The sequence below is a fragment of the Pseudomonas sp. P135 genome (assembly GCF_020312125.1).
Taxonomy (GTDB): domain Bacteria; phylum Pseudomonadota; class Gammaproteobacteria; order Pseudomonadales; family Pseudomonadaceae; genus Aquipseudomonas; species Aquipseudomonas fragariae.
Window position 1 is genome coordinate 1 of sequence record NZ_JAGPYR010000004.1, and the last position, 23,046, is coordinate 23,046.

General features: G+C 59.3%; 19 protein-coding genes and 1 pseudogene. 7 read left to right on the forward strand and 13 right to left on the reverse strand.

Annotated features, from left to right (window positions below; all coding sequences use genetic code 11):
• Positions 1–160: 160 nt before the first annotated feature.
• The 4 genes from KBY08_RS06940 to mksB form a co-directional block, all read right to left on the reverse strand.
• Positions 161–1,408 (reverse strand): right-handed parallel beta-helix repeat-containing protein, encoded by a 1,248-nt coding sequence (locus KBY08_RS06940; protein WP_111522441.1) that lies wholly within the window; start codon positions 1,406–1,408, stop codon positions 161–163.
• A 172-nt stretch (positions 1,409–1,580) separates the two neighbouring features.
• Positions 1,581–4,400, reverse strand: a complete 2,820-nt coding sequence (gene mksF, locus KBY08_RS06945) for an Mks condensin complex protein MksF (RefSeq protein ID WP_011266671.1) — start codon at positions 4,398–4,400, stop codon at positions 1,581–1,583.
• Positions 4,397–5,104, reverse strand: coding sequence for an Mks condensin complex protein MksE (gene mksE, locus KBY08_RS06950; RefSeq protein ID WP_003319438.1), 708 nt, complete (start codon positions 5,102–5,104; stop codon positions 4,397–4,399). Before mksE ends, mksF begins: the two co-directional genes overlap by 4 nt.
• Positions 5,094–6,371: an Mks condensin complex protein MksB gene (mksB, locus tag KBY08_RS06955; protein WP_003404706.1), complete on the reverse strand. Its 1,278-nt coding sequence runs from the start codon at positions 6,369–6,371 to the stop codon at positions 5,094–5,096. The genes mksE and mksB overlap by 11 nt, the downstream gene beginning before the upstream one ends.
• A 144-nt stretch (positions 6,372–6,515) precedes the next feature.
• Between mksB and KBY08_RS06960 the strand changes: the two genes are divergently transcribed.
• The gene (locus tag KBY08_RS06960) at positions 6,516–7,322 is read left to right on the forward strand and encodes an energy transducer TonB (RefSeq protein ID WP_111522442.1); all 807 of its coding nucleotides are present in this window, start codon (positions 6,516–6,518) and stop codon (positions 7,320–7,322) included.
• Positions 7,315–7,767, forward strand: a complete 453-nt coding sequence (gene rimI / locus KBY08_RS06965) for a ribosomal protein S18-alanine N-acetyltransferase (RefSeq protein WP_024640208.1) — start codon at positions 7,315–7,317, stop codon at positions 7,765–7,767. The genes KBY08_RS06960 and rimI overlap by 8 nt, the downstream gene beginning before the upstream one ends.
• Before the next feature lie 10 nt (positions 7,768–7,777).
• Here rimI and KBY08_RS06970 read toward each other — a convergent pair whose 3' ends face one another.
• Positions 7,778–8,185 carry a hypothetical protein gene (locus KBY08_RS06970; RefSeq protein WP_003404712.1) on the reverse strand — a complete coding sequence of 136 codons (408 nt, stop codon included), beginning with the start codon at positions 8,183–8,185 and terminating at the stop codon, positions 7,778–7,780.
• 131 nt (positions 8,186–8,316) lie between these two features.
• Between KBY08_RS06970 and can the strand changes: the two genes are divergently transcribed.
• Positions 8,317–8,955: a carbonate dehydratase gene (gene can / locus KBY08_RS06975; protein ID WP_003345939.1), complete on the forward strand. Its 639-nt coding sequence runs from the start codon at positions 8,317–8,319 to the stop codon at positions 8,953–8,955.
• Positions 8,956–9,011: 56 nt separating this feature from the next.
• Here can and KBY08_RS26670 read toward each other — a convergent pair whose 3' ends face one another.
• The 4 genes and pseudogenes from KBY08_RS26670 to KBY08_RS06990 form a co-directional block, all read right to left on the reverse strand.
• Positions 9,012–9,875, reverse strand: coding sequence for a methyl-accepting chemotaxis protein (locus KBY08_RS26670; RefSeq protein WP_373605091.1), 864 nt, complete (start codon positions 9,873–9,875; stop codon positions 9,012–9,014).
• A pseudogene (locus tag KBY08_RS26675) lies at positions 9,870–10,688 on the reverse strand (MCP four helix bundle domain-containing protein); the annotation flags it as partial. The pseudogene KBY08_RS26675 and the gene KBY08_RS26670, both read right to left, overlap by 6 nt.
• A 107-nt stretch (positions 10,689–10,795) precedes the next feature.
• The gene (locus KBY08_RS06985) at positions 10,796–11,455 is read right to left on the reverse strand and encodes an HD domain-containing protein (protein ID WP_024652551.1); all 660 of its coding nucleotides are present in this window, start codon (positions 11,453–11,455) and stop codon (positions 10,796–10,798) included.
• A gap of 65 nt (positions 11,456–11,520) precedes the next feature.
• Positions 11,521–13,542: an acyltransferase family protein gene (locus tag KBY08_RS06990; RefSeq protein WP_104683697.1), complete on the reverse strand. Its 2,022-nt coding sequence runs from the start codon at positions 13,540–13,542 to the stop codon at positions 11,521–11,523.
• 257 nt (positions 13,543–13,799) lie between these two features.
• Between KBY08_RS06990 and KBY08_RS06995 the strand changes: the two genes are divergently transcribed.
• From KBY08_RS06995 to KBY08_RS07005, 3 genes are all read left to right on the forward strand, one after another.
• The gene (locus KBY08_RS06995; protein WP_054984527.1) at positions 13,800–14,144 is read left to right on the forward strand and encodes a zinc ribbon domain-containing protein YjdM; all 345 of its coding nucleotides are present in this window, start codon (positions 13,800–13,802) and stop codon (positions 14,142–14,144) included.
• 108 nt (positions 14,145–14,252) lie between these two features.
• On the forward strand, positions 14,253–14,684 hold the full coding sequence (locus tag KBY08_RS07000; RefSeq protein ID WP_003404728.1) for a thiol-disulfide oxidoreductase DCC family protein: 432 nt from the start codon (positions 14,253–14,255) through the stop codon (positions 14,682–14,684).
• Between the two features lie 267 nt (positions 14,685–14,951).
• On the forward strand, positions 14,952–16,160 hold the full coding sequence (locus KBY08_RS07005) for a sugar transporter (RefSeq protein ID WP_003404729.1): 1,209 nt from the start codon (positions 14,952–14,954) through the stop codon (positions 16,158–16,160).
• A gap of 65 nt (positions 16,161–16,225) precedes the next feature.
• Here KBY08_RS07005 and pcsA read toward each other — a convergent pair whose 3' ends face one another.
• A complete protein-coding gene (gene pcsA / locus KBY08_RS07010) occupies positions 16,226–16,945 on the reverse strand; it encodes a phosphatidylcholine synthase (RefSeq protein ID WP_011266677.1) in 720 nt (239 codons plus the stop codon).
• An 86-nt stretch (positions 16,946–17,031) separates the two neighbouring features.
• Entirely contained in the window at positions 17,032–19,044 is a 2,013-nt protein-coding gene (locus KBY08_RS07015) for an alkaline phosphatase D family protein (RefSeq protein WP_032656650.1), read from the reverse strand.
• A gap of 257 nt (positions 19,045–19,301) precedes the next feature.
• Between KBY08_RS07015 and KBY08_RS07020 the strand changes: the two genes are divergently transcribed.
• Positions 19,302–20,942: a methyl-accepting chemotaxis protein gene (locus KBY08_RS07020; protein WP_011266679.1), complete on the forward strand. Its 1,641-nt coding sequence runs from the start codon at positions 19,302–19,304 to the stop codon at positions 20,940–20,942.
• An 8-nt stretch (positions 20,943–20,950) separates the two neighbouring features.
• On the opposite strand, the gene KBY08_RS07025 is transcribed toward KBY08_RS07020, so the two are convergent.
• Together KBY08_RS07025 and KBY08_RS07030 are read right to left on the reverse strand one after the other, a co-directional pair.
• Positions 20,951–21,388: a GNAT family N-acetyltransferase gene (locus KBY08_RS07025; RefSeq protein ID WP_111522445.1), complete on the reverse strand. Its 438-nt coding sequence runs from the start codon at positions 21,386–21,388 to the stop codon at positions 20,951–20,953.
• An 81-nt stretch (positions 21,389–21,469) separates the two neighbouring features.
• Positions 21,470–22,663 carry a diguanylate cyclase gene (locus KBY08_RS07030; RefSeq protein WP_003404736.1) on the reverse strand — a complete coding sequence of 398 codons (1,194 nt, stop codon included), beginning with the start codon at positions 22,661–22,663 and terminating at the stop codon, positions 21,470–21,472.
• Between the last annotated feature and the right edge of the window lie 383 nt (positions 22,664–23,046).

Sequence of the window (23,046 nt, forward strand, 5' to 3'; positions counted from 1 at the left end):
TGGGGTTTCCCCATGTGAGAGTAGGTCATCGTCAAGATTGAATTCCAGAAACCCTCTTCGCTTACGCGTTGAGGGTTTTTGTTTGTCTGGGGTTTATTGCTCGATGTGCGTTCCCTGCCTGACTCACTCCGCTGCAATGCAGCCAGAGACTCCGCGAGGTTTAGTGGAACGCCCCCATCCCTGCCAATCTGCTGCCGGGTCGCAGGTGGAAGCTGCGCAGCACCGGCAGGCTTCCGTCTGACTGACGCGGCGCATCCCACCCCGTATCGGAGACATCCTCAAAGTCTGCGTCGGTTACCGGCGTTGGCAACGTCCAGGAGTTGTGTGCCATATCCAGTCCTTCGGTGTTAACGGTCAGCCGTCCCTTGTAGGCGATGTTGTTGAACAGGTTGCCGAGAGGGATCAGCGAACCATCCGGGGCGATACCTGCCATGTTGTAGTTCACGCCATTTGCAAAAGCCGTGTTGTTGATGAAGTCCAGTGCCAGGGTATGGTGATTGGCATAGAAACCAGCGGACTTATTGTCAAAGGCAACTGAGTTACGGACGATGTGTTTCACGCCGTCAGGCACATACTTGCCACCGTACCCACCGGCTTTGATGCCATTGCCGTTGCCTGCTTCAAGTTTTGTGCGCGTTCCAGGCAGGTAACCTTGCTGCCATGCCCATGAGCTTTCGATAGTGACTGGCGAGAAGGCATTGATCAGGTCAAAGCCGTCGTCGGAATTGGCCCACGCTCTGCAACCGCGGAATACATTGCCAGGATGGCCCGCCTTGATATGCGCGCCGAAGCCGTCTGCACTCTGACCTGCGCCGTTTGAGGTGTAAGGATCGTAGTTGTGGTGGGAGTCGGTATTCAGTACCAGGTTATAGCCGCCGTTCTGAATGAACAGGCCGGGTCCCATGTTGTGATGCAGATTGAGTTGCTCGAAGGTATTGTGGCTGCCGCTGTTCCAGATGCCCCATGACTCGTGGTTGAGATGGTTTTCCGGTTGTTGCGGCACGCCGGTCACCTCCAGCCCCTTCAGGTGTAGCCAGCTACCGGTAACGTTGAAGCCTTTGACGCGACAATCGTCTTTCATGGCTGAGAAATCGAAAACCGGTGTTTCGCCTGGATAGGCCCAGTAGCGTATAGGTTTGTTTTCGCTGCCGCTGTTGTTCAGGGTGATGGCATTGACGGTGTCTGTACGGGTGGCGCAGCGGTTGATGCCGGCTGTGTAGGCATAGAGGCCGCCGCGAAAGTACACCGTGTCGCCGGCTTTTGCGGCTTGCTGTGCTTGCATGATGGTACGTAACGGTGCGCCTTTGCTACCCGCCGCGTGATCATCGCCATCGGGGGCCACGTAGTAGTCAGTTGCTTGCGCTGTTGCAGCACCGACCAGCAAGACCGTCAACAGTATCGTTCTCATGGGGTCACTCCAAGCCTGCCTGGTGTAATCGTATGCGTGTTTGCTGCACCTCATTATGAATTCGATGAATAAAGAGTCTGCTCGCCTGAGGCCTGCAACAGGGCCTTCTCAATTCAAAGACAATAAAAAAGGCCGCACTCACATGCGGCCTTCTGGTTACGTCAATCAGCCCTTAAGAGGCCAGTTCCGGAACCTCTGGTTTCACATCGTCACGACGCTGAATGTACTTCCAGTCCGCTTCATCAATGTAAATACCATTGGGTCCGCTGCCGCCTTCCAGGTCGATGGCGACGTGGGCCGAGACCTGTGGCTTCACACTGGCCAGAATTGGAACGAAGCCCAGTTGCAAACTCGTTTCCAGCAGGGCTGCCTGATTCTTCTCGTCGATGTCTGCGGCTTCGTCGAGGTAGTAAGGCAAACGCACCCGACCGGCCTGATCGCGATCCATCAAGTGCAACAGCAGGTACATGTTGGTCAATGCCTTGATGGTCATCGTGGTGCCGTTGGAGGCTGCGCCATCGATATCGGTGTGGATAACCGGCTGGCCATTGACCTTGGTGATTTCGAAGGCCAGCTCGAACAGGTCTTTCAAGCCCAATTGGTTGTGGTTGGCAGCCACAAGCCGCGCCAGATATTCCTTGGCTTCTTCGTTCTTGTTGTCCTGCTCTGCGCTCTGGCTCAGGTCAAAGACCGACAGCGTTTCGCCTTCTTCGTACTGCCCGGCACTGTGGATGATCTGGTCAATGTGCTTGAGCGCTTCCTTGTTAGGAGCGAGCACGATACGGAAGCTTGCCAGGTTCGAGACCTGACGCTTGTTGATCTCGCGGTTGAACAGCGCCAGTTGATGCTCAAGGCTGTCGTAGTCGCTACGGATGTTGCGCAGGGTACGTGCGATATCCGTGACCGCAGCGCGACGAGCCTTGCCCAGCGTAAGCGCTTCGTCGGTACGGTGCGCATAGGCATTGATCAATAACTGCAGACGACGCTCCATGTCGTCCTCGCTGTCGAACTTGGCCACACCCTTGAGGCGAACCTGTGCATACAGCGCTTCGATCTGCCCATCGCAGCGCAACAGACCCTGCCAACTGTCCTGATAGTCGTTGAGCAGCGGCAACAGGTTATCCATGGAATCATCGATAGGGTCCATGAACGGTGTGCCGAACGGCAGGTCTGCGGGCAGCAACTGACGGCGACGTAGCGCGTCGTCCAGCGTGCGTTGCTTGGATTCCATATCGCCGATCTGACGTGCGATCAATTGCAGCTTGGCGGACAGTTGCTGCACGCGCTCGGTGAACGCGTCGCTGGAGCGTTTCAGTTCATCCTGAGCGGCTTCCATCTGCGCCAGCTCTTCCAGCTTGGTGGATTCCTCTGCGCTCAAGGTCTGGCAACGGCGGAAGTCTTCAAGCGCCTTTTGCGCATCCAGCACCTGCTGATACAACGCTTCGGTCTGGGTCTTGCTCGCCGAACGGTCGGCAGCGACAGCCTGCTGGGTTTTCAGTTGTTTGAGTTCTTTCTCCAGTCGCTCTTTCTGATCGCGCAACGCGGCACGATCGGCCAGCGCCTGCAGGGCAGGAGGCTCGATGCTCGACAGGTTGATGGTCAGCCCCGGTACCGCGAACTGATCGCCCTTGAAGCCATCCAGAATGGTCTCAAGCGACTTGACCCACGCATCGCCATCATCCAGTGCAATACCTTGCTCACCCAACGGCAAGCTGAACAGCGCGCTGTTGAACAGGCGCATCAGACGTTCTACATCCGGCTGGGAAAACTCTTCACGCAGACGGGCATAGCTGTTGTTGTCCGCATGGTCGAGCTGTTGCTTGACCGACTTGAGGCGTTTTTCCAGATCGCGCAGACGCTCGTCCAGGTCTTCGGCGCTGAACTGCCGGGACTGCGCCAGCGCACCGGCCAGCTCATCGTGAGCGTCCTTGGCGGCGAGCAGCTGTTGCTCCAGCACCTTGACGTCATCGACCAGCGCAAAACGATTCTTCAGCACCGACAGCTCGCCGACCCAGCGCTGGATGCTGCTGATCTCGCGCTCCAGGCGCATCAGCTCCTGAGTGCTGCTGCGCTGATCGTTTTGCATCTCATCCTGCTGGGCACGGTAATGCTCAGCCTGAATGACCAGCTCTTCCTTGCGCGCACCGGAGTAATCCGACCAGGTGCCGAGCAGTGAGTCGAGGATCGGTGAGAGACGATGCAGCTTGCCGCGCAATACATCGCGCTGCTTGACGCCAGCGGCCAGCGCCTCGACCAGAGGACCCGCCAGCACCAGCGAGTTGTAGTCCTGTTCCATACGCCGCACATCGCGGAAGGCTTCTTCGCAGGCGGCAATATAGTCGACGCTGCCCGAACGCAGGCTGTGCTCGAAGGCATCCAGAAACAGCTGCTTGAGTTTGGCGGCGGTGATTTCACGCATGTGCAGCAGGTTGATGAACAGCGCGCGGAAGGTCTTGAGGCTCTGCTCGCTGGTGGAGCGCAGCGGGATCAAGGTCAGGTCCAGCGGAATCGACGTGTGGCCGCCGACCAGCAGACGGCGTAGTTCGTCAGGCTTCAGCTCGTAGGCTTTCAGGCCCTGGCTTTCCAGGTTGCTGAACAGCTCTTTCTGACGCAGGCAGGTGTCGTTCTTCTGGTAATGACCCAGATCCAGCTCGCCGGCATAGGCGAAGAACTGATGACCGAAGCCGCCACCCGGACCGCGACCCACGACACCGATGACATGTGGGCCGTGGGGCAGGGAAACTTCCACCAGAATGTAGCTGGTGTCGGAGGCGAAGTAGAAGCGCCGCGACTGCTCAAGGCTGTACTTGCCGAAGCTCATGTCCGACATGCGCGCCAGAATCGGAAATTGCAGGGCGTTGATCGAGGCGCTTTTGCCGAGGTTGTTCGCGCCATACACCGACAGCGGGTTTTCCAGCGGGAACAGGCCGAGGCTGTAACCGGCAGTGTTCAACAGGGCAAAGCGGCGGATGCCATAACGTTCCTGGCTCATGTGTCCATCTCCTGTCGTTGCTCATCGGCGATTGCCCGGGCCAGCGCCTCTTCCTCGGTCTCTTCGCCGAATTCAGCCAGGTCCAGCGGGTCATCGGTTTCCAGCAGCTTCTCGTCGCTGTCGTCATCGATGAGCACAGGCGTCGGCAGGGGCAGGGCGCTATGCAGGCTGGCTGCCAGATCGCGGTCCTGTTGCACCGACAGGCACACATCGAGAAAACGGTGCATCGGCGGCAGGAAGCGGTAGATACCCACTTCCTCACTGGCAAAGCCCAACTGCGTCATGCGGCGCATGATCTTTTCTTCAAGCTCTTCAGGGGTCTGTACTTCAGCCTGGAGAAACAGGTCGCGGTACTTTTCCAGCATCGAAGGCAGTTCGTCGCGGCCCAGGCTGCCACCGTCGAGCACCGACATGGGGTCACGGCCCTGATCTGCCAGGTGTTCAACGAGGATGAAGGTGAACAGCGCCAGACGCTGGGCGGTCTTGTTGACCTGTGCGGCAGCCAGTTCAGGCACGAAGTAATAAAAGCCACGCGTGTCGCAGACCAGTTCGAAGCCCAGTGCCTTGAACAGCGTACGGTACTGGTCCTGGCAGTTGGAGAGCTGGGCGTACAGCTCCGGATCGCGGCGGCTGATGTGATAGCCCTTGAACAGCTCGCGAAAGATCGGCGCGAGCTGGGACATTTCGGATAGATCAAGATGCATGAACGGTGCTCTCGGAATGCTCGGCCTGCTCGTCTTTTGCAGCGAGCAGGGCAAAGGAGCGCAGGCTGACGCGGTGCTCCCGGGTGAAATATTCGCGACGCTCGAGGCGTTCACGGGCGAAGCGCTTGTCCCGCGACAGGCGCGAGAACCAGTAGAGCAGCTCGTCGGTTTCGCCGGTCGGCTCCTGCTCCAGCAGCCAGACCATCAGGTCAGGCATCGGCAAGGCGTCTTCACAGCGTTCGAGCATCTCCTTGACCGTCCGCGGTGCGCGTGGCGCCTGGCCCTTGCGGGTACCGCTGGCCTTGGGGAATCTCGCGGGTTTGGGTTCAAAGCGCGCCAGCGCATACACGTAGGCCTCGACCTGACTGGCACTGCCCAGAAACGTGCTTTGCGGACGGGTGAACATCGGCATGGCAGCCTGCGGCACCGCATCCAGTCCCTTGCGGCGAATGGCAGACAAGGCCAGCGCTGCGCCGCGTGTCACCGCGTTATGGCGACGCGCTTCTTCACGCAGTGGCAGCAGCAGCTCGCGCGCATGGCGCAAGGTCAGCTGGGCGCTGGTCTGCATTTCCAGAATGCGCGCGTGGGTACGCAGCAGCATATCGTCGTCGACCAGGTGACCGAGACGTTGTTGCTCGGTCAGCAGGCGCAGCAGGACGTTCTCGACCTTGCGCACGCCCTGTTCGAACGCGCCATCCGCGTTGACCAGCTGAATCATCGGCTCGACGTATTCGTCCCACGTCGCCAGCACTTCGGCATAACGCTGGCGCAACGGGATCTGCCGGTCGCTGGTCTTGGCCCGGTCGGCCACGGCGACCAGCGCCTGTTCGTCGTTGGCGAGCTTCTTCAGTACGTCGCGCACGCGCATGTCCAGCAGCCGCAGCTGTCTGGCCAGGTCGTTGGCGTCGCGAACCTCGAATGCGTCCTGAATGTAGCCGGCCAGTCGCTCCAGGTGGCGCAGGTAGGCCTCGATTTCCAGGCACAGGCCCAGACGGTGCTCGCGGCGCAGGTACGACAGGAAGTCATGGATCTGTGCGTTGAGCTCGAAACGGTTCGGGCTTTTCGCGACGGGCACCAGAATGTCCAGACGGATCCACACGTCCAGCAGATTGGTGATGTCTTGCGGAGTGCTGTCCTGCTGCTGAGCGCCCAATTGCAGGCGCAGCTCGCTCAGGCTCAACGTACCCTGGTCGAAATGTTCGCATAAGGGCTCAAGAAGCGCCCAATGCTCGGCAAGGGCGCGCAGAACGCGCTTGGGTTCGATCATCGTTAGGCCGACTGTTGGCAAGTGAAAAGCGGCAATTGTACTGCATCAGCCGACTGATATTTCACCTGCGGGCGATATGCTGCAGCGCAAAAAGGCGAACAACGCTAGAATTGCGCGCTTAACTTATCCACAGGTGGCTGACCCTTGCTCAACGAGTCCCGTCGCCGCGCTTATTTGACTGCCATGCAGGTGGTCAACTGGCTGCCGCGCACAGAACTGCCATTCGCCGCGCGGTCGCGTCCGCAACTGCTTTTGCCGTTGCCGCCGCCGGTCGAGGTGCAACGTGTCGCGCCTGCTGCTTCGCCAGCGGAGCACGCTGCGCCTGCCGAAACGTCGAACGTCGAGCCGATTGCCCGGCAGCCCGAGCGCCCGAGGGTCGAGGTGCCGCGCCCTTCACTGGCCAGCACGCGCACAGCGCCCCCGGCCGCCGAAGAAGCCGAGCCGGCGCCGCCCAAGGCGCCGGTGGTACCGCCACCGCGCTTTGCCCTGCAATTGTTGCGCGCCGGACGCTGCCTGTTACTGGTCGAACTGACCACCGGTCAACCGTTTCAGAGCCGTGATCCTTCCTACCTGCTGCTCAAGGACATGCTGCGCGCCGCCGGTCTGCCCGACAGCCCGCAGATCATCGGCGAGCCCGTGCGCTGGCCGTTGCTGGTCCGCGGCCAGATGGACCAGGGCCCGGAAGCGGCGCGTGATTTCGTGCAGGGCTTCGTCGGCGCGCGGCTCGAGGACGAGCCCTGCGCCTGCCTGTGGCTGATCGGTCTGCCGTCGATGAAATACGCCGGTGAAGCCGATGCCGAGTCTTACCACCGTGAACTGCAGATCGAGGGTCTGGGCACTGCCTGGGCGCTGCCAGGTCTTGAATTACTGATGGACGAGCCTGAGCGCAAGGCGGATGTCTGGAAAGCCATGCGTCGGCTGATGACGCGCTGGAAATCGATCGATGAGTGATGCCGTAACCTTCCGCCGCATGACCGAAGCCGACATGGACGCGGTGCTGAAAATCGAATACGCGGCGTTCAGTCATCCCTGGACACGCGGCATCTTTCTCGACGGGCTAAAGTCCTACGAGATCTGGCTGTTGTTCGAGGGCGCGCAGCAGGTCGGGCACGGCGTCATTCAGGTCATCATCGACGAAGCGCACCTGCTCAACATCACGGTCAAACCTGAAAACCAGGGGCGTGGTCTTGGCCTGTTGCTGCTCGACCACCTGATGAAACGCGCTTACCAGCTCAATGCACGGGAATGCTTTCTGGAACTGCGTGACAGCAACCGTCCAGCCTATCGTCTGTATGAAAACTACGGTTTCAACGAGATAGGCCGGCGTCGCGATTACTACCCGGCGGTCGGCGGCCGTGAAGACGCAGTGGTCATGGCCTGCACGCTTTTCGAGTAGTACGGCGCTGTCAGCGCTGGGTGTTGCCGTCCAGCGGTTCGACAATGGCCAGTTCTTCTTCGTCCAGGCCGTTGCCACCGCCAATGTCATCTTCATCGACAACCGTAACGTCCAGGTCGGCCGGGACGTCTTCGCCTGGCTCGTTCGGTGAGCGAGCGCCGTCTTCATGGATCAGGGTTTCCGGAGACAGATCATCGTCAGTCGAATGATGGTCATCCGTGGAAGCCCCCGTCAGGCCTGCCTCACGCACGCGTTGATCCGGAATTTCATGTTGCAGCTCGCCTTCAGGGATAAGATCGCCGATACGGCCCGGTTCTTCCTCGTCGAAATCGAGTGTTTCCATGGAGCCCATGCGGTCTTCGTTATCGTCGATGGGTTCCGGTTCGGTGGCACCGAACGGACGGCGTGAATCATTCATGGGAAATCCTCATTTCAGGTGGTCGTAAAAAGTGGACCGGCCATGACTTTGAAGATTCCTTTTTTGTTGACCGTGACTTGAAGGATCTGACACCAGTCCAAGGCTGGGCATCATTATCGAGGCGTCAAAGCATGAACGAGCTACAAGACCTGATTGATAACAATGCACGCTGGGCCGATGCGATAAAGCAGGAAGATCCTGAGTTCTTCGCCAAACTGGCCCGCCAGCAAACCCCTGAGTTCCTGTGGATCGGTTGCTCCGATGCACGCGTTCCGGCCAACGAAATCGTCGGCATGCTGCCGGGTGATCTGTTCGTGCACCGCAACGTGGCCAACGTCGTGCTGCATACCGACCTGAATTGCCTGTCAGTGATTCAGTACGCAGTGGACGTATTGAAGGTCAAACACATTCTGGTCACAGGCCACTACGGTTGCGGTGGTGTGCGGGCGTCCATGCAGGACCGCCAGTTCGGCCTGATCGACGGCTGGTTGCGCACGATTCGTGACCTGTATTACGAAAACCGCGAGTTGCTGGCCAAGCTGCCGACCGAGGAAGAGCGCGTCGACCGCCTGTGTGAGTTGAACGTGATTCAGCAAGTGGCCAACGTCGGTCACACCAGCATTGTGCAGAACGCCTGGCACCGTGGGCAGAGCCTGTCCGTGCATGGCTGCATCTATGGCATCAAGGATGGCCGCTGGAAAAGCCTCGACGTGACCATCAGTGGTTTCGAGCAATTGCCCCCGCAGTACCGTCTGCGTCCGCAGGACTGACAGCTGCTTATCGTCAGCCAGCCTGTGGCGCAGGCTGGCTGGCGAGTTTCAACCCATCACAGCACGAAACGCTGCACCATCAGGTTCAGATCAGTCGCCAGCATCGACAGTGCGTTACTCGCGACGGTGGTCTGCTGCGCGCCCGATGCGGTCTGGCTGGACAGGTCGCGAATACTGCTCAGGTTGCGGTCCACTTCAGTCGCCACTTGGGCCTGCTGCTCTGCGGCACTGGCAATCAGCAGGTTGCGGTCGTTGATGGTGGCGGTTGACTGGATGATCACTTGCAAGGCTTCGCCGGTCGAGGCGGCCTGTTCCATTGTCAGATTGGCCTGGGTCGCCGTGTGGCGCAGCGAGCTGGCGGTTTGTTGGGTGCTTTGCTGCACGCCGCTGATCAGCCCTTCGATTTCCGCGGTGGATGCACTGGTGCGCTGCGCCAGTGAGCGGACTTCATCGGCCACCACGGCAAAGCCTCGCCCGGCTTCGCCTGCACGAGCCGCTTCGATAGCCGCGTTCAGCGCCAGCAGGTTGGTCTGATTGGCGATTGCGCGAATCACGTCGAGGATGCTGCTGATGCTCTGGGTACGTTCGGCCAGCCCTTCAGCCTGATGCGACGAATCCAGCACATTCTCGGTCAACGCCTTGATCGACAGAATGGTTGCCGACAGCTTTTCCTGCCCTTGTGCCGCCGCCCGGGTTGACGCCTCCGATTCGGTCACGGTATTGCTGGCGTTGCCTGCCACTTCGATGGCCGCCTGGCTCATCTGATTGACCGCGACAGCGGCCTGCTCGATTTCAGTGTTCTGCAGCTGCAGATTGAGCGCACTGGCTTCGGCGATGCTGCCCATTTCCTGAACCGACTGCGACAACTGCGTCGCCGCTGCGTAGATCTGGTCGATCGTACTGTGCAGGTTGGTACGCATGCGCCCGAGCGTGATCAATAATTGTGCGGTCTCGTCCTTGCCGTCCGGTATCGGGTGTTCGCTCAGGTCACCATCGGCAATGGTGCTGGCGATGTGTAAGGCCTGCCGCACCGGATGGATGATGCTGACGCTCAGGCGCCAGGCCAGCAACAGGGTCAGTACCAGAACCAGGCCGATGGCGCTCAGCGCGATGATCCGGGTCTGTTCATAGCTGGCACCTGCGGCCTCTACAGCGGCGGTCGCACTCTGCTTGTTCAGTTCGCGCAACAGTTGCACCTGCATGTCCATCAGGTCACCTTGCAGCGAGAGCACGGTGTTGGCCAGCATCCTGGCCTCGTCCAGCTTGTTCTGCTCGATCAGCGCGATCTGATCCTGCAAGCCGGGCATGAAGGCCTTGTAGGCATCCTGCAACGCGACAATCGAGTCATGCTCAGTGCCCGACTGAACACGCGCCAGGTATTCCGAGAAGCCTTTCTCGACCTCGTTCCTGAGTTGTTCGACATTGATCTTGCTGTTGATAACGGCACCCGGATCGTCGGCGTTGGCGATCAGACGGGTGGTTTCGCTGCGCAGTTTGACCAGGCCGATGGCGATGGCATCGGCGGTGGCGATACTGGGCAGGGCGCCGCTCTCGACCGCCTCGCCCTGGGTGCGGATAGCCTGCATCTGCAACAGGCAGAATGCGCCAAGCGCGACCATCAGCAGGGAAGTTATAGCGAAGCAGATCACCAGGCGCAGCGTGATTTTGAAGCGGCGCAAGAGTGTTGGCGTTGTGGCTTGCCGACGTAGGAAACGAGGCAGAAATCTTTTCACGGCACACAACCCCTATAAACACACGGACCTTCTCGGAGAGCCGTTTATAGGGCAATTGTGTGATGTCTTTATGATATCTACTGAATGATGGGTAGGCAGCCGACGATTCATGGCTGAGGGGTCGCAACTTCCTCCATCAGCTCATCCAGGAAGCGCTTGAGCCGGTGGTGCCGGACTTTCGCCAGCTGTGCGCCGGTATCGGTCTGAAAACCGTCAGCCAGGTGCAGCAGCTTGGTGTGGAAGTGATCGACGGCGAAATTCAGGTCGTCATAGGGGCGCCGGCTGGCATGCGGGTCATACGGGTCGTAGAGCGCTTTGCCGAGCCGCCCTGATACGTAAAATGTGCGTGCCACACCGATCATGCCCAGCGAGTCGAGGCGGTCGGCGTCCTGCAGTATTCTGGCCTCGAGGGTCAAGGGGGTGATCGCCGCCGAGAAGCTGTGCGCTTCGATGGCGTGGGCGACGGAGGCGATGCTTTGTTCATCCCAACCCATCTCGGTCAATAATTCGCTGGCCCGCGCCGCCGCCAGTCGCGATGCGCTGGCGCGAAACGGCGAGTCTTTCTCGACCGAAACGCAATCATGCAGCAGCGTCGCGGCAATCAGGACGCGGGCATCGCCGCCTTCACGGTCACGAATGGCGCAGACGTTCTTCCAGACACGCAGCAAATGCGAGACATCGTGCGAGCCGTCGATTTTCTCTGCATGAGTGTGGGGTATCAGCAGGTTGGCCAGATCCTCGAAGGGGGTGAAGCTGGCGGCGGTCATGCGGTGGTCCTCGGGCGTCTGGTCAGGCATCAGCATTACAGACAATGCCGCCCGATAAAACCCTGTCACTGATCAAGAATATGGCTGATCTGGCCGACAAGCAGCCCCGCACCCCGGGCGTTGAGGTGGTTGAAGTCCTTGTAGTACGAATGCAGGTCGCCGATCAGGCATTGCCTGTCCTTGCAGAACGCGTCATCCAGCGTGATCAGGCTGATGTGTTTCGATTGGCTGGCACGCAGGAACAGCTGGCGGGTGAAACGCTGCAACAGGTCGTGTTTGTCCATCGGCACCGACAGTTCGCTGACCCGCTTCAATGCCTGCTCATCGCTGTCCGAAGCGTCGCGCGCCAAGCGATAGTAGAGACTTTCAGGGTTGATCATTTGCTGCGGCACCTGCGCAACGATGAACACCTCGGCGCCGATACTGCGGTAGGCCTCGATCGTGTGTTCAAGGGCCTGGCTGAATACCCTGCGCGAGGTTTCCCGGCTTTTCTGCGGATCGGTGCGCGAGGTCAGGAAATACTTGCTCATCGTCCTCTCGCTGTAGTCGTCGCCGGTATACAGCGTCCAGCGCGCCACCAGCACGACCTTTTTGATCCGCTGCCGCTTCACGTAGTCGAATTCCCGATCGGCCAGCGCTTCGCAGACCCCGGCAGCGTAGTTGCCGTTGGCCACGTCCACGCCGAGCAAGGGCAGGCAGCCGCCCAGACCGATGTGCGCGAGGGTTCTGCCCTGATCCCGGGCGGCGGCGTCGAACGTCGATAACAGCGCTTCAGAATGGCTGTCGCCGAACAGCGCCATGTCCGGCGCGGCCTGATCGTCAGCGAGTCCGAACAGGCAAAAATCGACTTTGCCGCCTTTGCCGGCCAGTGGCTGGTCGCATTTGTCGCGTATCAACGGGTCGGCGAATGCCTGATGCAACTCCGGATCGACGGCGAAACGCTGGGGAAAGCCGTTATTCACATAGCCGAGCAGCCCCAGCGCGACAAAGAATGTGGAGGCGGCGCCTGCCGTGGTGAAAATCTGACCGCGATTGAAGGTGCCGGCCTTGCGAAACGGCTGCTCGACGAAACGCCAGCTCAGCCAGGCCAGCACCAGAGACACAAGGGTAAGCGCCAGCATGAGCGGCAGGCCCGGTTCAGTCAGGTTGTACTGGCGGGCAAAGGCAAAGACGGGCTGATGCCACAGGTAGGCGCTGTAGCTGAGCATACCGATCGCGACGGGCACACGTGAACTCAGCGCTCTTCCAACCCAGGTCTTGCCATGGGCGAAAACGATGATCAACACCGCACCCAGTACCGGCATCAGTGCATTAAGGCCGGGGAAGGGCGTGCTGCTGTCGAAACCGATCACGGCATAACCGATCAGCAAAAGCCCCAGTAAAGTCGCCGCCTGATCTACAACGCTCGCGCGCCCGATGCTGCGCGGCCGCCAGGCAAAGTAGAAGGCGATAAACGAGCCCGCCAGCAATTCCCAGGCGCGTGCCGGCAGCAGATAAAACGCGTTGCTGGTGTCTTGATGGGCGCCCAGTTGCGCCAGCGCCAGGCTGGCCAGTGCGACGGCCATCAGCAGTACGATCAACCTCTTGCGGCCCAGGCCCCAGGCCAGCATCAAGAGCAGCGGGAAGAACAGGTAATACTGTTCCTCCACCGCGAGCGTCCAGGTATGCAACAGCGGTTTGAGTTCTGCCGTGGCGTCGAAATAGCCGCTTTCCAGCCAGAACAGCACGTTGGATGAAAAGGTCGGCACCGCCACCAGACTCTTGGCGAAGTATTTCAGATCCGACGGATCGAGCGTCAACCACGCGACAGGCAGGCAGATCAGCATCACCACGAACAGCGCAGGCAGGATGCGCCGCGCGCGTCGTTCATAAAAGTTGATCAGCGAGAACCTGCCTCTGATCTTCTCCGCGAGGATGATCGAAGTGATCAGATAGCCGGAGATCACAAAAAAGATGTCGACGCCCACGAATCCGCCGCTGAACAGCGGCATGCCCGCGTGGAACAGAATGACCGGGATGACCGCGAGCGCGCGCAGGCCATCGATTTCGGGTCGATAGCCGAGCGCCGGGTTGTGAGGGATGCCCATGTGATGTGCTCATGCAGTAAGTGGCAAGAGACGGTAAATGCACGCTGCAATAGCTACCGCCAACGCGAGGCGCAGGGGTCGTGTAGTGAGAGGAAGAAGAGGCGTTGCCAGACAGAGCGTGCTGTATTTTTTAGTTCAGGTCTTCGCTTCTGTCCAATGACTGAAGCAGGTTTATGACGACAGATCAGTCTCTTCCCACCTGAAACAGGAAAAGCCCCTTATAATGCATGGTTTTACCCCTCCTCGATGCGAGAACCATTGTGAGCTTACCGTCCTGCCCGAAATGCAATTCCGAATACACCTACGAAGACGGCAGCCTGCTGATCTGCCCGGAATGCGCCCATGAATGGTCTGCCGACGCCGCTGGCACCGATGCGTCCGACGACGTGAAAGTCATCAAGGACTCAACGGGCAACGTGCTGCAGGACGGCGATACCATCACCGTGATCAAGGACCTGAAAGTCAAAGGCTCCTCGCTGGTGGTCAAGGTCGGCACCAAGGTCAAGAACATCCGCCTGGTCGATGGCGACCATGACATCGACTGCAAGATCGACGGCATCGGCGCGATGAAGCTGAAGTCGGAGTTCGTCCGCAAGGTTTGATTCTGCCGGGTAATGGCTTTAGCCTGAACGCCTCGCCGGTCCTTCGACTGGCGAGGCGTTCATGTTTCCGGGCGCGCCAAGGCTGTTTTTCCTGAACAGGTGAATACTGTGCCGAAAACCCCCGCCCCCTATCTGAAGCCCGATGAATGTGTCGTGCTGTTCGATGGCGTCTGCAAGCTGTGCAATGGCGTGGTGAAGTTTCTGATTCGCCATGACCCGCATCAACGTCTGCGCTTGGCCGCAGTGCAGTCGGAACAAGGTCAGGCATTGCTGAAGTGGGCCGGGCTGCCACTGGACGATTTTCATACCATCGCGGTCATCGTCAACAATCGGGTGTTCGTGCGCTCGGATGCCTTTCTGCACATCATGGGGCTGTTGCCTGCGCCGTGGCCGCTGCTCAAGGTGCTGGGAATTTTTCCACGCTTTCTGCGGGACTGGGCCTACAACCGCATCGCGCTCAACCGATATCGCCTGTTCGGGCGCTATGATCACTGCCTGTTGCCATCACCCGAGGACCGGCAGCGCTTCCTGGGTGACTGACGACCGGCGGTCATTTGTAAAGTCTGTCAGGCACGCACGGGTTGTGATCCACTCTGGCGGTCCGTAGAATTCGAGTCATCTGGCTTCACTCCCCATATCCACAATAATCCACTTTGCACACTGCGCCCGATTCAGAAGGTCGAGCGGAGCGTTTTTGCGTTGGTTTTTCGGTGGGGCGAGCCGCGGTTTTGCATACAGGTGTCAGGCGTGGTGTTCATGCGTGGCGATCGGCCTTCGGGTCGGAACATTTTCAGGGCGTTGTGATTCTTGATAACTTCACCTCCAAACGAGCAGGCAGGTAGCTGGCTTGGCGTATTCGCGCTGGCCTTGGCGGCCTTCATTTTCAATACCACCGAGTTCGTGCCGATCGGTCTGCTGAGTAACATTGGCCAGAGCTTCGAAATGACCCCGGCCCAGGTCGGGCTGATGCTCACGATCTATGCCTGGGTTGTGTCGCTGATGTCGTTGCCGATGATGCTGGCGACGCGCAACATCGAGCGCCGCAAGTTGCTGATGTTCGTGTTCGGCCTGTTCGTGGTCAGCCACGTCCTTTCCGCGATTGCCCCCAGCTTTGCGATCCTGCTGGTAAGCCGGGTCGGTATCGCGTTTGCACATGCGGTGTTCTGGTCGGTCACGGCGTCGCTGGCCGTGCGCATCGCACCGCCCGGCAAGCAGGTTCAGGCGCTGGGCCTGCTGGCGACCGGTACGTCGCTGGCGATGGTATTGGGTATTCCGCTGGGCCGCGTGCTGGGTGAAGCCTTGGGCTGGCGCACCACCTTTCTGGGCATCGCCGCCATCGCTGCGCTGGTAGTCTTCCTGCTGGTTCGCGCGCTGCCTTTGTTGCCCAGTCAGAACTCAGGCTCGTTGCGCAGCCTGCCGATCCTGTTCAAGCGCCCACGGCTGATGGCGATCTACCTGCTGACCGCCATCGTGGTGACCGCTCATTTCACCGCCTACAGCTATATCGAACCGTTCACTCAGACCGTGTCCCTGCTCAGCGGCGAAATGACCACGATCCTGCTGCTGGTCTTTGGCGGGGCCGGGATCATGGGCTCGATCATCTTCAGCCTGTTCAGCGATCGCTTCCCCAACGGGCTGTTGATCACGGCCATTGGCACGCTGACCCTGTGCCTGCTGATGCTGTTGCCGCTCTCCGGTGATGCCGTGACGCTCGGCACGCTGACCATTATCTGGGGCATGGCGATCATGTGCTTCGGCCTGACCTTGCAGGCGCGCGTACTGTCGCTGGCACCCGATGCGACCGATGTGGCGATGGCGCTGTTCTCGGGCATCTTCAATATCGGTATCGGCGGCGGCGCGCTGCTCGGCAGCGTGGTCAGCAGCCATCTCGGGGTTGCCAATGTCGGCATCGTCGGCGGCCTGCTGGCCCTCGGCGGGCTGGGGTTGTGCTGCTATACAACGCATCACTTCGGCAAGGTGCGGCCTGCTGCCGAGATGCAGGCCGAGAGCAAATAGGGCACGCATAAAAAAGCTCGCTGACGCGCAATGCGTTCAGCGAGCTTTTTGGTCTGGCTTGCAGGTCAGGCTTTAAGACGACCCAGCCACTCCAGCGACGTTCTCCAGATACAAATCCCCAGGAAATACGCCGACATCGCCAGCCACAGCCCCATGACCAACGGGCCATTGTGCGGGTGGTTGATTATCAGCAGTGCGCTGGACAGCAACCATACGGTGGTCACCGCGATATTGAGCGGCATGAAACGGCGCACGCGGAACGGGTGCAGGAACTTCATGCGGGTCATGGTCAGCAGCGCCAGGGCGATGATGGTGATGAACGTCAGCCATGGGGCCGGTGACAGAATGTACAGGCACAGCGCAACGACGTTCCAGGCAGCGGGGAAGCCTTGAAAGTAGTTGTCCTTGCTTTTCATGTCGACGTTGCAGAAACAGAACAGCGACGAAACCAGGATGACCGAGACGCTCAGCAGCAGCGTGTAATCCGGCACCGGTATGTAGCGGTAGATGAACAATGCGGGAATGAACACGTAGGTCAGGTAGTCAATGACCAGATCCAGTACCGAGCCGTCGAAGTGCGGCAGTACCGACGTGGTGTTGACCTTGCGAGCCAGTGAGCCGTCGACTCCATCCACGATCAGGGCCGCGCCCAGCCACAACAGGCAGGCTTTGGGTTCGTTGTTGAACAAGGCAATGGTCGCCAGGAACGCAAGGACTACGCCGGTGGCGGTGAAGCCATGCGCCCCCCATGCGTTGAGTCTGGCTATGCGTTGATTGGTTATCACGGGGGCGCTCTCCAGGAAGTAATGCTTGCCAGGGTGTGCCGCAACCTGACCGGTAGCAACTATCGACCCGGCAATTGCCGATAAGTTTAGCGGTGACTATCCCTTGTTTCCCGGTTGTTTTCCAGAAAGCCACGCTCTGGGTCAGATCGCTGGTCTCTGTATTCTTCCGGTTCGACGAAACAGGTAGGCGCATCACCGTTGGCATTGAGTTGGTTGATCAGGGTCGGCTGGCCCTGTTCATTGAACAGTACCTGCCCGACACCCGCCGAGTTCCATAAGCGTTCACCGACCTTGCTGTGCTCGGGCGTGCGCGGAACAACCTTCATCAGGCGGCGCTTGGTGAACCAGTTAAGAGGTGAGCGGGGAGAGTATAACCAGCGATTCAGCCGATCAAAAGTGTCCAGCAGACGACGGGGGAATTCATTCTTGATGCCACTGCTGGTGATTTGCCAGATATGAGGCCCGCCACTGCGTTGGCGAATCAGGATTTCGTAGACGAACGAGTAATGCACATCGCCCGACAGAATCACGTAATTGCCCGGGGTTCTGGAATGGCGAAAGATGTTCAGAATCACGTTGGCGGCACCGCGATGTGCCATCCAGTTTTCTGCATCGACCAGTAACGGATAGCCGCACCAACTGAAGATGCGTTGTATCGCCTCGATCAACTTGACGCCGAACACCGGGGCAGGTGAGACGATGATCGCTGATTTATGGTCGATCAGCTCCTGCTGCAGTTCGCTGAGCGCTTCCCAGTCGAGCAGGCCGGACGGGTGATTGAAGTTCGACTCGCTGCGCCAGCGCCGGGTGCGGGTATCCAGTACCACCAGTGCCGGGCTGGTGGGTAACACGTAATGCCATTGCTGAAACTTCAACAACTGATCAATCAACTGGTCCTGGGCCTGGCTGTCCAGCCAGTTGTCGTTCGACACGGCGTCGGTGCTCAGGGCATGAGCCTGCTTGACCAGACCGTTGAGCGCATCCGGGTTATTGCCCCAGCCCTGGCACAGCAGGTAGGCGAGCAGGGCGTTGCCGATGATGCGTTTGGAGAATGGATGGCCGTACGCGGTTTGCTCCCAGTTCGCCGACAGGTTCCAGTCATCGGTGATGTCGTGGTCATCGAAAATCATCATGCACGGCAGATGCGCCATCGCCCGTGCCACGCCGCTCAGGCCGGCGGCAAACGCCTCGACCAGCTGCTGTTCCCTGGCGTAGCGCTCGACTTCCCCGTCTTCCAGTTGCGGCCTGCCGGGTTCGATCAGGGTCCAGGGCGTGGGTGACCAGACCAGCAGGTACATCGCCATGACTTCCGCCAGGGTAACCAGATGGTTATCCGCTGTGCTGCTGGTGAATACCGGTTTGCTGGTGCCGCCGAAGAAGCGCTCGCGCAGTGTGTCGTTGCTTTTCAGGGCCGGCAGCAGGTCGGCACGCTGGTAATAGCTGGCCGGATGCGCATAGAGACGAGGACTGTCATCGACGATGGCACCGTCGAGTCGCTCGTCGAACAACCCCAGCCGTTCGATCAAGACATGGATAGCGCGCAGCATCGGCCCGGCGACATCGTCGGCGTAGATCTGATCGCCGCTCATCATCAACAGCGCAGGGCGTTGCAGCGGTTCCTTGATATCAGCCAGCAGGCGGTCCACGCAGAGCAGACCTTCGGCTGCGCTGTGGTGCGGCTTGCGGCACGAGCCATGCAGCAGGTGATCGATGCTGCTGCGCACCACGAAGTTCGGGTAGCGTTTGCCCTCGTACAGCAGGTGCGGCGCCCACTCGGCAATACCGCCTTCGCCCTCCACCCGCAGGTCGTAATCGATCCAGGTGTCGCGGGGCAGTTCGGCTTCCAGTTGCAGGTCGATCAGGTGAATGAACGCCTGGCGCCCGACTGCAATGACCTGACATTGACTGTCGTCGAGTACGTAATCGTTGAAGCCCGCAGAGGGATCATCAGTAGCGGCATGGCGTAGGCGCACGGTAAGGCGCAACCGACGGGACCCTACCAGCCACAACACCAGGCGGCCGGCTTCCTGACGGCGCAATAACGGGCCGGCAAGGATGGACGGCAGCGAAGTGAGTTGTTCGATGGAAGAAGCGGACATCCTGGCTTATGGCTCTGGCGGGACACAGGCGGGGATGGTAACGCAACAGGCCCGGAAAGTTCTTGTTACACCACGCGAGCGCATGTTTCCGGACATTGCAGACAATGCGAAACGGTGCGCTCAGCCTTGCTCATATGAAGACTTTGTTAACCGCCTGCAGAGTGCTCTGAAAATGCCGAAATACACCTATGCAGAGGGCATCAGAATTCCATAAAGTTTTATGGCGTTATGCCATGTTCGCTCATGAGGGTTCCGCTATGAAATGGTTTTACAACGCAAGGCTGTCCGCCAAGCTTTTCATGTCTTTTGCGCTGTGTGCGCTTTTCACCCTTGGGGTGGGCGTAATAGGCAGTCGCGGCATCAGTGCCTTGTCCAGCAGCCTGGATAACGTGTTTACCAACAGCCTGCTGTCGGTCACAAAATCCGGAGAGGTCACGGCCTCGGTCATTGCTCAGAACCGTGATCTCTATCGTTTATTGGCCGCCATGGCAGGCAATGCGCCGCAAAGCGTCAAGGACGATATTCTCGCGAGCATGAGCGCCAACAAGACTCAAGCTGAAAAAAGCTACGCCACCTACCGGGCTACGCCGCTTGACGATGACGAGCGCGCTGCCGGTGATCAGATGGACAGAGACTGGCCTGGCTATCAGGCACTCATCGAGCAAGCCAAAAGCGTTGCCCTGTCCGGGGATATTGCCGGGGCAAGAGCGATCATCGACGGTGATGTACGCAGCGGTTACCTGAAGGTCATGGATCAGCTGACCACCATAGTCAACTCCAATAATCGTCAGGCGGGCGAGGCCGCTGTGGCTTCTGACCAGACACAGAACTCTGCGCAACGAAACCTGTACATCGGCATCGGCTTGTCATTCTTTGCCGCGTTTGTGATGGGCCTGTTCATAAGTCGTGCCATCAGCACACCAATCAACACTGCGGTGACCAATGCCCGGCGAATTGCCAGCGGTGACCTGACCCTGCCGATTGCCAGTCAATATCACGACGAAGCCGGCATGATGCTGGTCGCTCTGAGCGATATGCAGGACAACCTGAAAAGCACGATCGGGCAAATATCCAGTGCTGCCGACCAGTTGGCCTCGGCTGCTGAAGAACTGAATGCCGTGACTGAAGAAAGCAGTCGCGGTCTGATCCGTCAGAACGATGAGATTCAGCAGGCCGCTTCGGCTGTGAACGAGATGACCGCTGCGGTCGAAGAGGTCGCGCGTAACGCCATGTCGACGTCGGAAGCGTCCCGCCAGACCAGTACCGACGCTGCCGCCGGTCGTGATCAGGCCCGCGATGCGGTGAATGCGATCAACACCGTCAGTGCCGAGATCAGCAGTTCGACCACCATGGTCGAAGAGCTTGCCGGGCGCGTCCGTGAGATCGGGCAGGTGCTGGACGTGATCCGTGGGATCGCCGAGCAGACCAACCTGCTGGCCCTCAACGCTGCCATCGAGGCCGCGCGTGCCGGCGAACAGGGGCGCGGCTTTGCTGTGGTGGCAGACGAGGTGCGGGCGCTGGCCGCTCGAACCCAGGCGTCCACTGGCGAAATCGAAACCATGATCGGCAGTGTTCAGGCCAGTGCCGATCAGGCCGTGCGGGCCATGGCCAACAGCCGCACCCTGACCAGCAACACGCAAACCCTGGCTCAGGCCACAGGGCAGTCGCTGGAGCGCATTGCGCAGAGCGTCGCCGAGATCAACGACCGCAACATGTTGATTGCGACGGCCTCCGAAGAGCAGTCCCACGTTGCGCGCGAGGTGGACCGCAATCTGGTCAACATTCAGGACCTCTCCGCCCAGACTGCCGCAGGTGCTCATCAGACCAGTGCTTCAAGCCAGGAACTGTCGCGTCTGGCCATTTCCTTCAACAATCTGGTGGGCAAGTTCAAGGTCTGACGCAAGTCTCAGGCCCTTGTGTTCGGCAGGCGCTTCTGGAAAAAGAAGCGCTTGTTGCCGGGCGTATAGTCGTCAATCTGGCCAAATTCGGTGTAACCATGGCGACGATAGAAATCGGGGGCCTGGAAGTCGAAGGTGTCCAGCCAGATCCCCGTGCAGCCCTTTTCAACCGCCAGATCCTCGGCCATCTGCATCAAACGCGAGCCCATGCCTTGCCCACGGGCTTGTTCGGGCACGACCAGCAACTCGATGAACAGCCACTCATAAAGAATGCGAGCGTGCAGCCCGCCGAGGACTTCCCGGGTTTGATCATCGCGAATGAACATCGCCACTTTCTCGGACTTGCCGTCGCCCGCCTGCTCGGCGTTGAAACGTTTCAGTGGTTCCAGAATCGCCAGACGATCCTCTTCCGTAGGGTTGGTGCTGACGTCAATGTGAATGCTCATGCGATGGCTCCCAGCCTGGGTGTGCGCCGAGATTAAAGTGGCAGGGGCGCGGCGTAAAGCAGGATCCTGCGGGGTGTCATTTCACGCGAAGCACACGCAATTACGTCCGGCGCGCTTGGCTGCGTAGAGGGCATTGTCAGCCGCGCCAATCAGGTTCTCGGCACTGGTCAGAGGCGCTGTCGCACAGGCCACGCCGAGGCTGATGGTGACCAGCGCGTTTTCGCCCAGCACCGGATGCGGCAACTTGAGCTCGGCAACCGCACTCTGCAGGGCCCCGGCCACTTCCCTGGCCTGCACGACATCGCCGATCATCAGCACCAGCACCTCTTCGCCGCCGAACCGGAACGCCACAGCACCATGGTCATGCGCGCTTTGCTGGAGTTTCTGACAGAGCAATCTGAGGCAGGTATCCCCTTGTGGATGACCGTAGTTGTCGTTGTAGGATTTGAAGTGATCGATGTCCAGCAGGATGATGGCCACGTTCGCCGGTGTATTGCGAGCGTGTTCCCAGACTGACGCCATCACTTCGTCCTGATAGCGTCGATTGAACAGTCGGGTCAGCCCATCGGTACGCGCGAACTCCATCAATTGCACTTGAAGCAGGCGTCCGCGAAGCGCAAACAGGTAGCTCATGCGGCTTGCTCGCTCCAGAAAGTAGGAGGCCATCAGCAACAGTGCCACTGTCGAAACAAACAACACGGCATTGGCCTGCCAGATCACAAAATCGGCGAAGTCGGCAATGTAGGTGGTCACCAACTGGATGATCAGCATGCATGACATGGCGACAGCGGCATGGCGCAACGGCAATTGCTGGATCATGGTGCAGTAGACCATGATCAACAGCATGCCGAGTTGATAAAAGATTTGATAAGGGCTGTCGCTGTGAATCATGACCAGCATTGGCATGAGCGAGCACACTACCGTGGCGAATGCTGCAATCGTTTCCATCGCCCAGCGCGTAGCAACCCGTTGGGCCAGCATCAGCAGCGCGATAAACATCGGCGTAATCAGGCACAGACGGCCCACCGCGACATAGGCAAAGACATCCCGCAATATCAACCAGTCGCTGATCAGAAACAGGTTGTAGACCAGACTGCCGCCAATCCCTACCGCCGTCAGGAACTCGCGCCGCGGCAGCCGGGTTTCTTCCTGATAGCGTTGCTCAAGAACACGGCTGAAGCGTAACGAGCCAACACCTGAAGTGATCGTCTGCTCGACCTCGGCAAGGAGTTGCGCATCTTCAAGGCTGGGACGTTCAAGGGCAGAAACGAGCATGTGACACCGGGACATTAACATCGAGAGACGTAAGACATCATGAGTGATGTCTTAGTGCTATCAATGTATCTTGCTGCCATACCAAAGTCGACCGATGGTGGCTAACGGCGTGGCCTGGGTGACAAATGGCCGCGGGCTGTCAGCGCTGAGAACACCCCGCGGCATTGTGCGGAAAGGCCTTGAGACAGGCGTTTTTTCCGTCGCCGGCGCACTGTAATTCAATCTGCCACCATCAGACGAAATGCCTTAATCCCGTCTACGCTTGTGTCGATATATACGTACAACCTCACTATGGGTGCCGTCATGTTCAACACTCGCTTGAAAAAGGAATTACAGGCACAAAAGGCCGAGTTATCCATGTACCGGCAGATGCAGAAAGGGAT

Bases quoted from the DNA above. Each gene is read 5' to 3' on its own strand.
- mksB (WP_003404706.1), bottom strand. From the start codon at position 6,371: ATGATCGAACCCAAGCGCGTTCTGCGCGCCCTTGCCGAGCATTGGGCG.
- KBY08_RS06940 (WP_111522441.1), bottom strand. From the start codon at position 1,408: ATGAGAACGATACTGTTGACGGTCTTGCTGGTCGGTGCTGCAACAGCG.
- KBY08_RS07020 (WP_011266679.1), top strand. From the start codon at position 19,302: ATGAAATGGTTTTACAACGCAAGGCTGTCCGCCAAGCTTTTCATGTCT.
- KBY08_RS06985 (WP_024652551.1), bottom strand. From the start codon at position 11,455: ATGACCGCCGCCAGCTTCACCCCCTTCGAGGATCTGGCCAACCTGCTG.
- rimI (WP_024640208.1), top strand. From the start codon at position 7,315: ATGAGTGATGCCGTAACCTTCCGCCGCATGACCGAAGCCGACATGGAC.
- KBY08_RS07030 (WP_003404736.1), bottom strand. From the start codon at position 22,663: ATGCTCGTTTCTGCCCTTGAACGTCCCAGCCTTGAAGATGCGCAACTC.
- KBY08_RS26670 (WP_373605091.1), bottom strand. From the start codon at position 9,875: ATGCGTACCAACCTGCACAGTACGATCGACCAGATCTACGCAGCGGCG.
- mksF (WP_011266671.1), bottom strand. From the start codon at position 4,400: ATGAGCCAGGAACGTTATGGCATCCGCCGCTTTGCCCTGTTGAACACT.
- KBY08_RS06990 (WP_104683697.1), bottom strand. From the start codon at position 13,542: ATGGGCATCCCTCACAACCCGGCGCTCGGCTATCGACCCGAAATCGAT.
- KBY08_RS07015 (WP_032656650.1), bottom strand. From the start codon at position 19,044: ATGTCCGCTTCTTCCATCGAACAACTCACTTCGCTGCCGTCCATCCTT.
- mksE (WP_003319438.1), bottom strand. From the start codon at position 5,104: ATGCATCTTGATCTATCCGAAATGTCCCAGCTCGCGCCGATCTTTCGC.
- KBY08_RS06970 (WP_003404712.1), bottom strand. From the start codon at position 8,185: ATGAATGATTCACGCCGTCCGTTCGGTGCCACCGAACCGGAACCCATC.
- can (WP_003345939.1), top strand. From the start codon at position 8,317: ATGAACGAGCTACAAGACCTGATTGATAACAATGCACGCTGGGCCGAT.
- KBY08_RS07025 (WP_111522445.1), bottom strand. From the start codon at position 21,388: ATGAGCATTCACATTGACGTCAGCACCAACCCTACGGAAGAGGATCGT.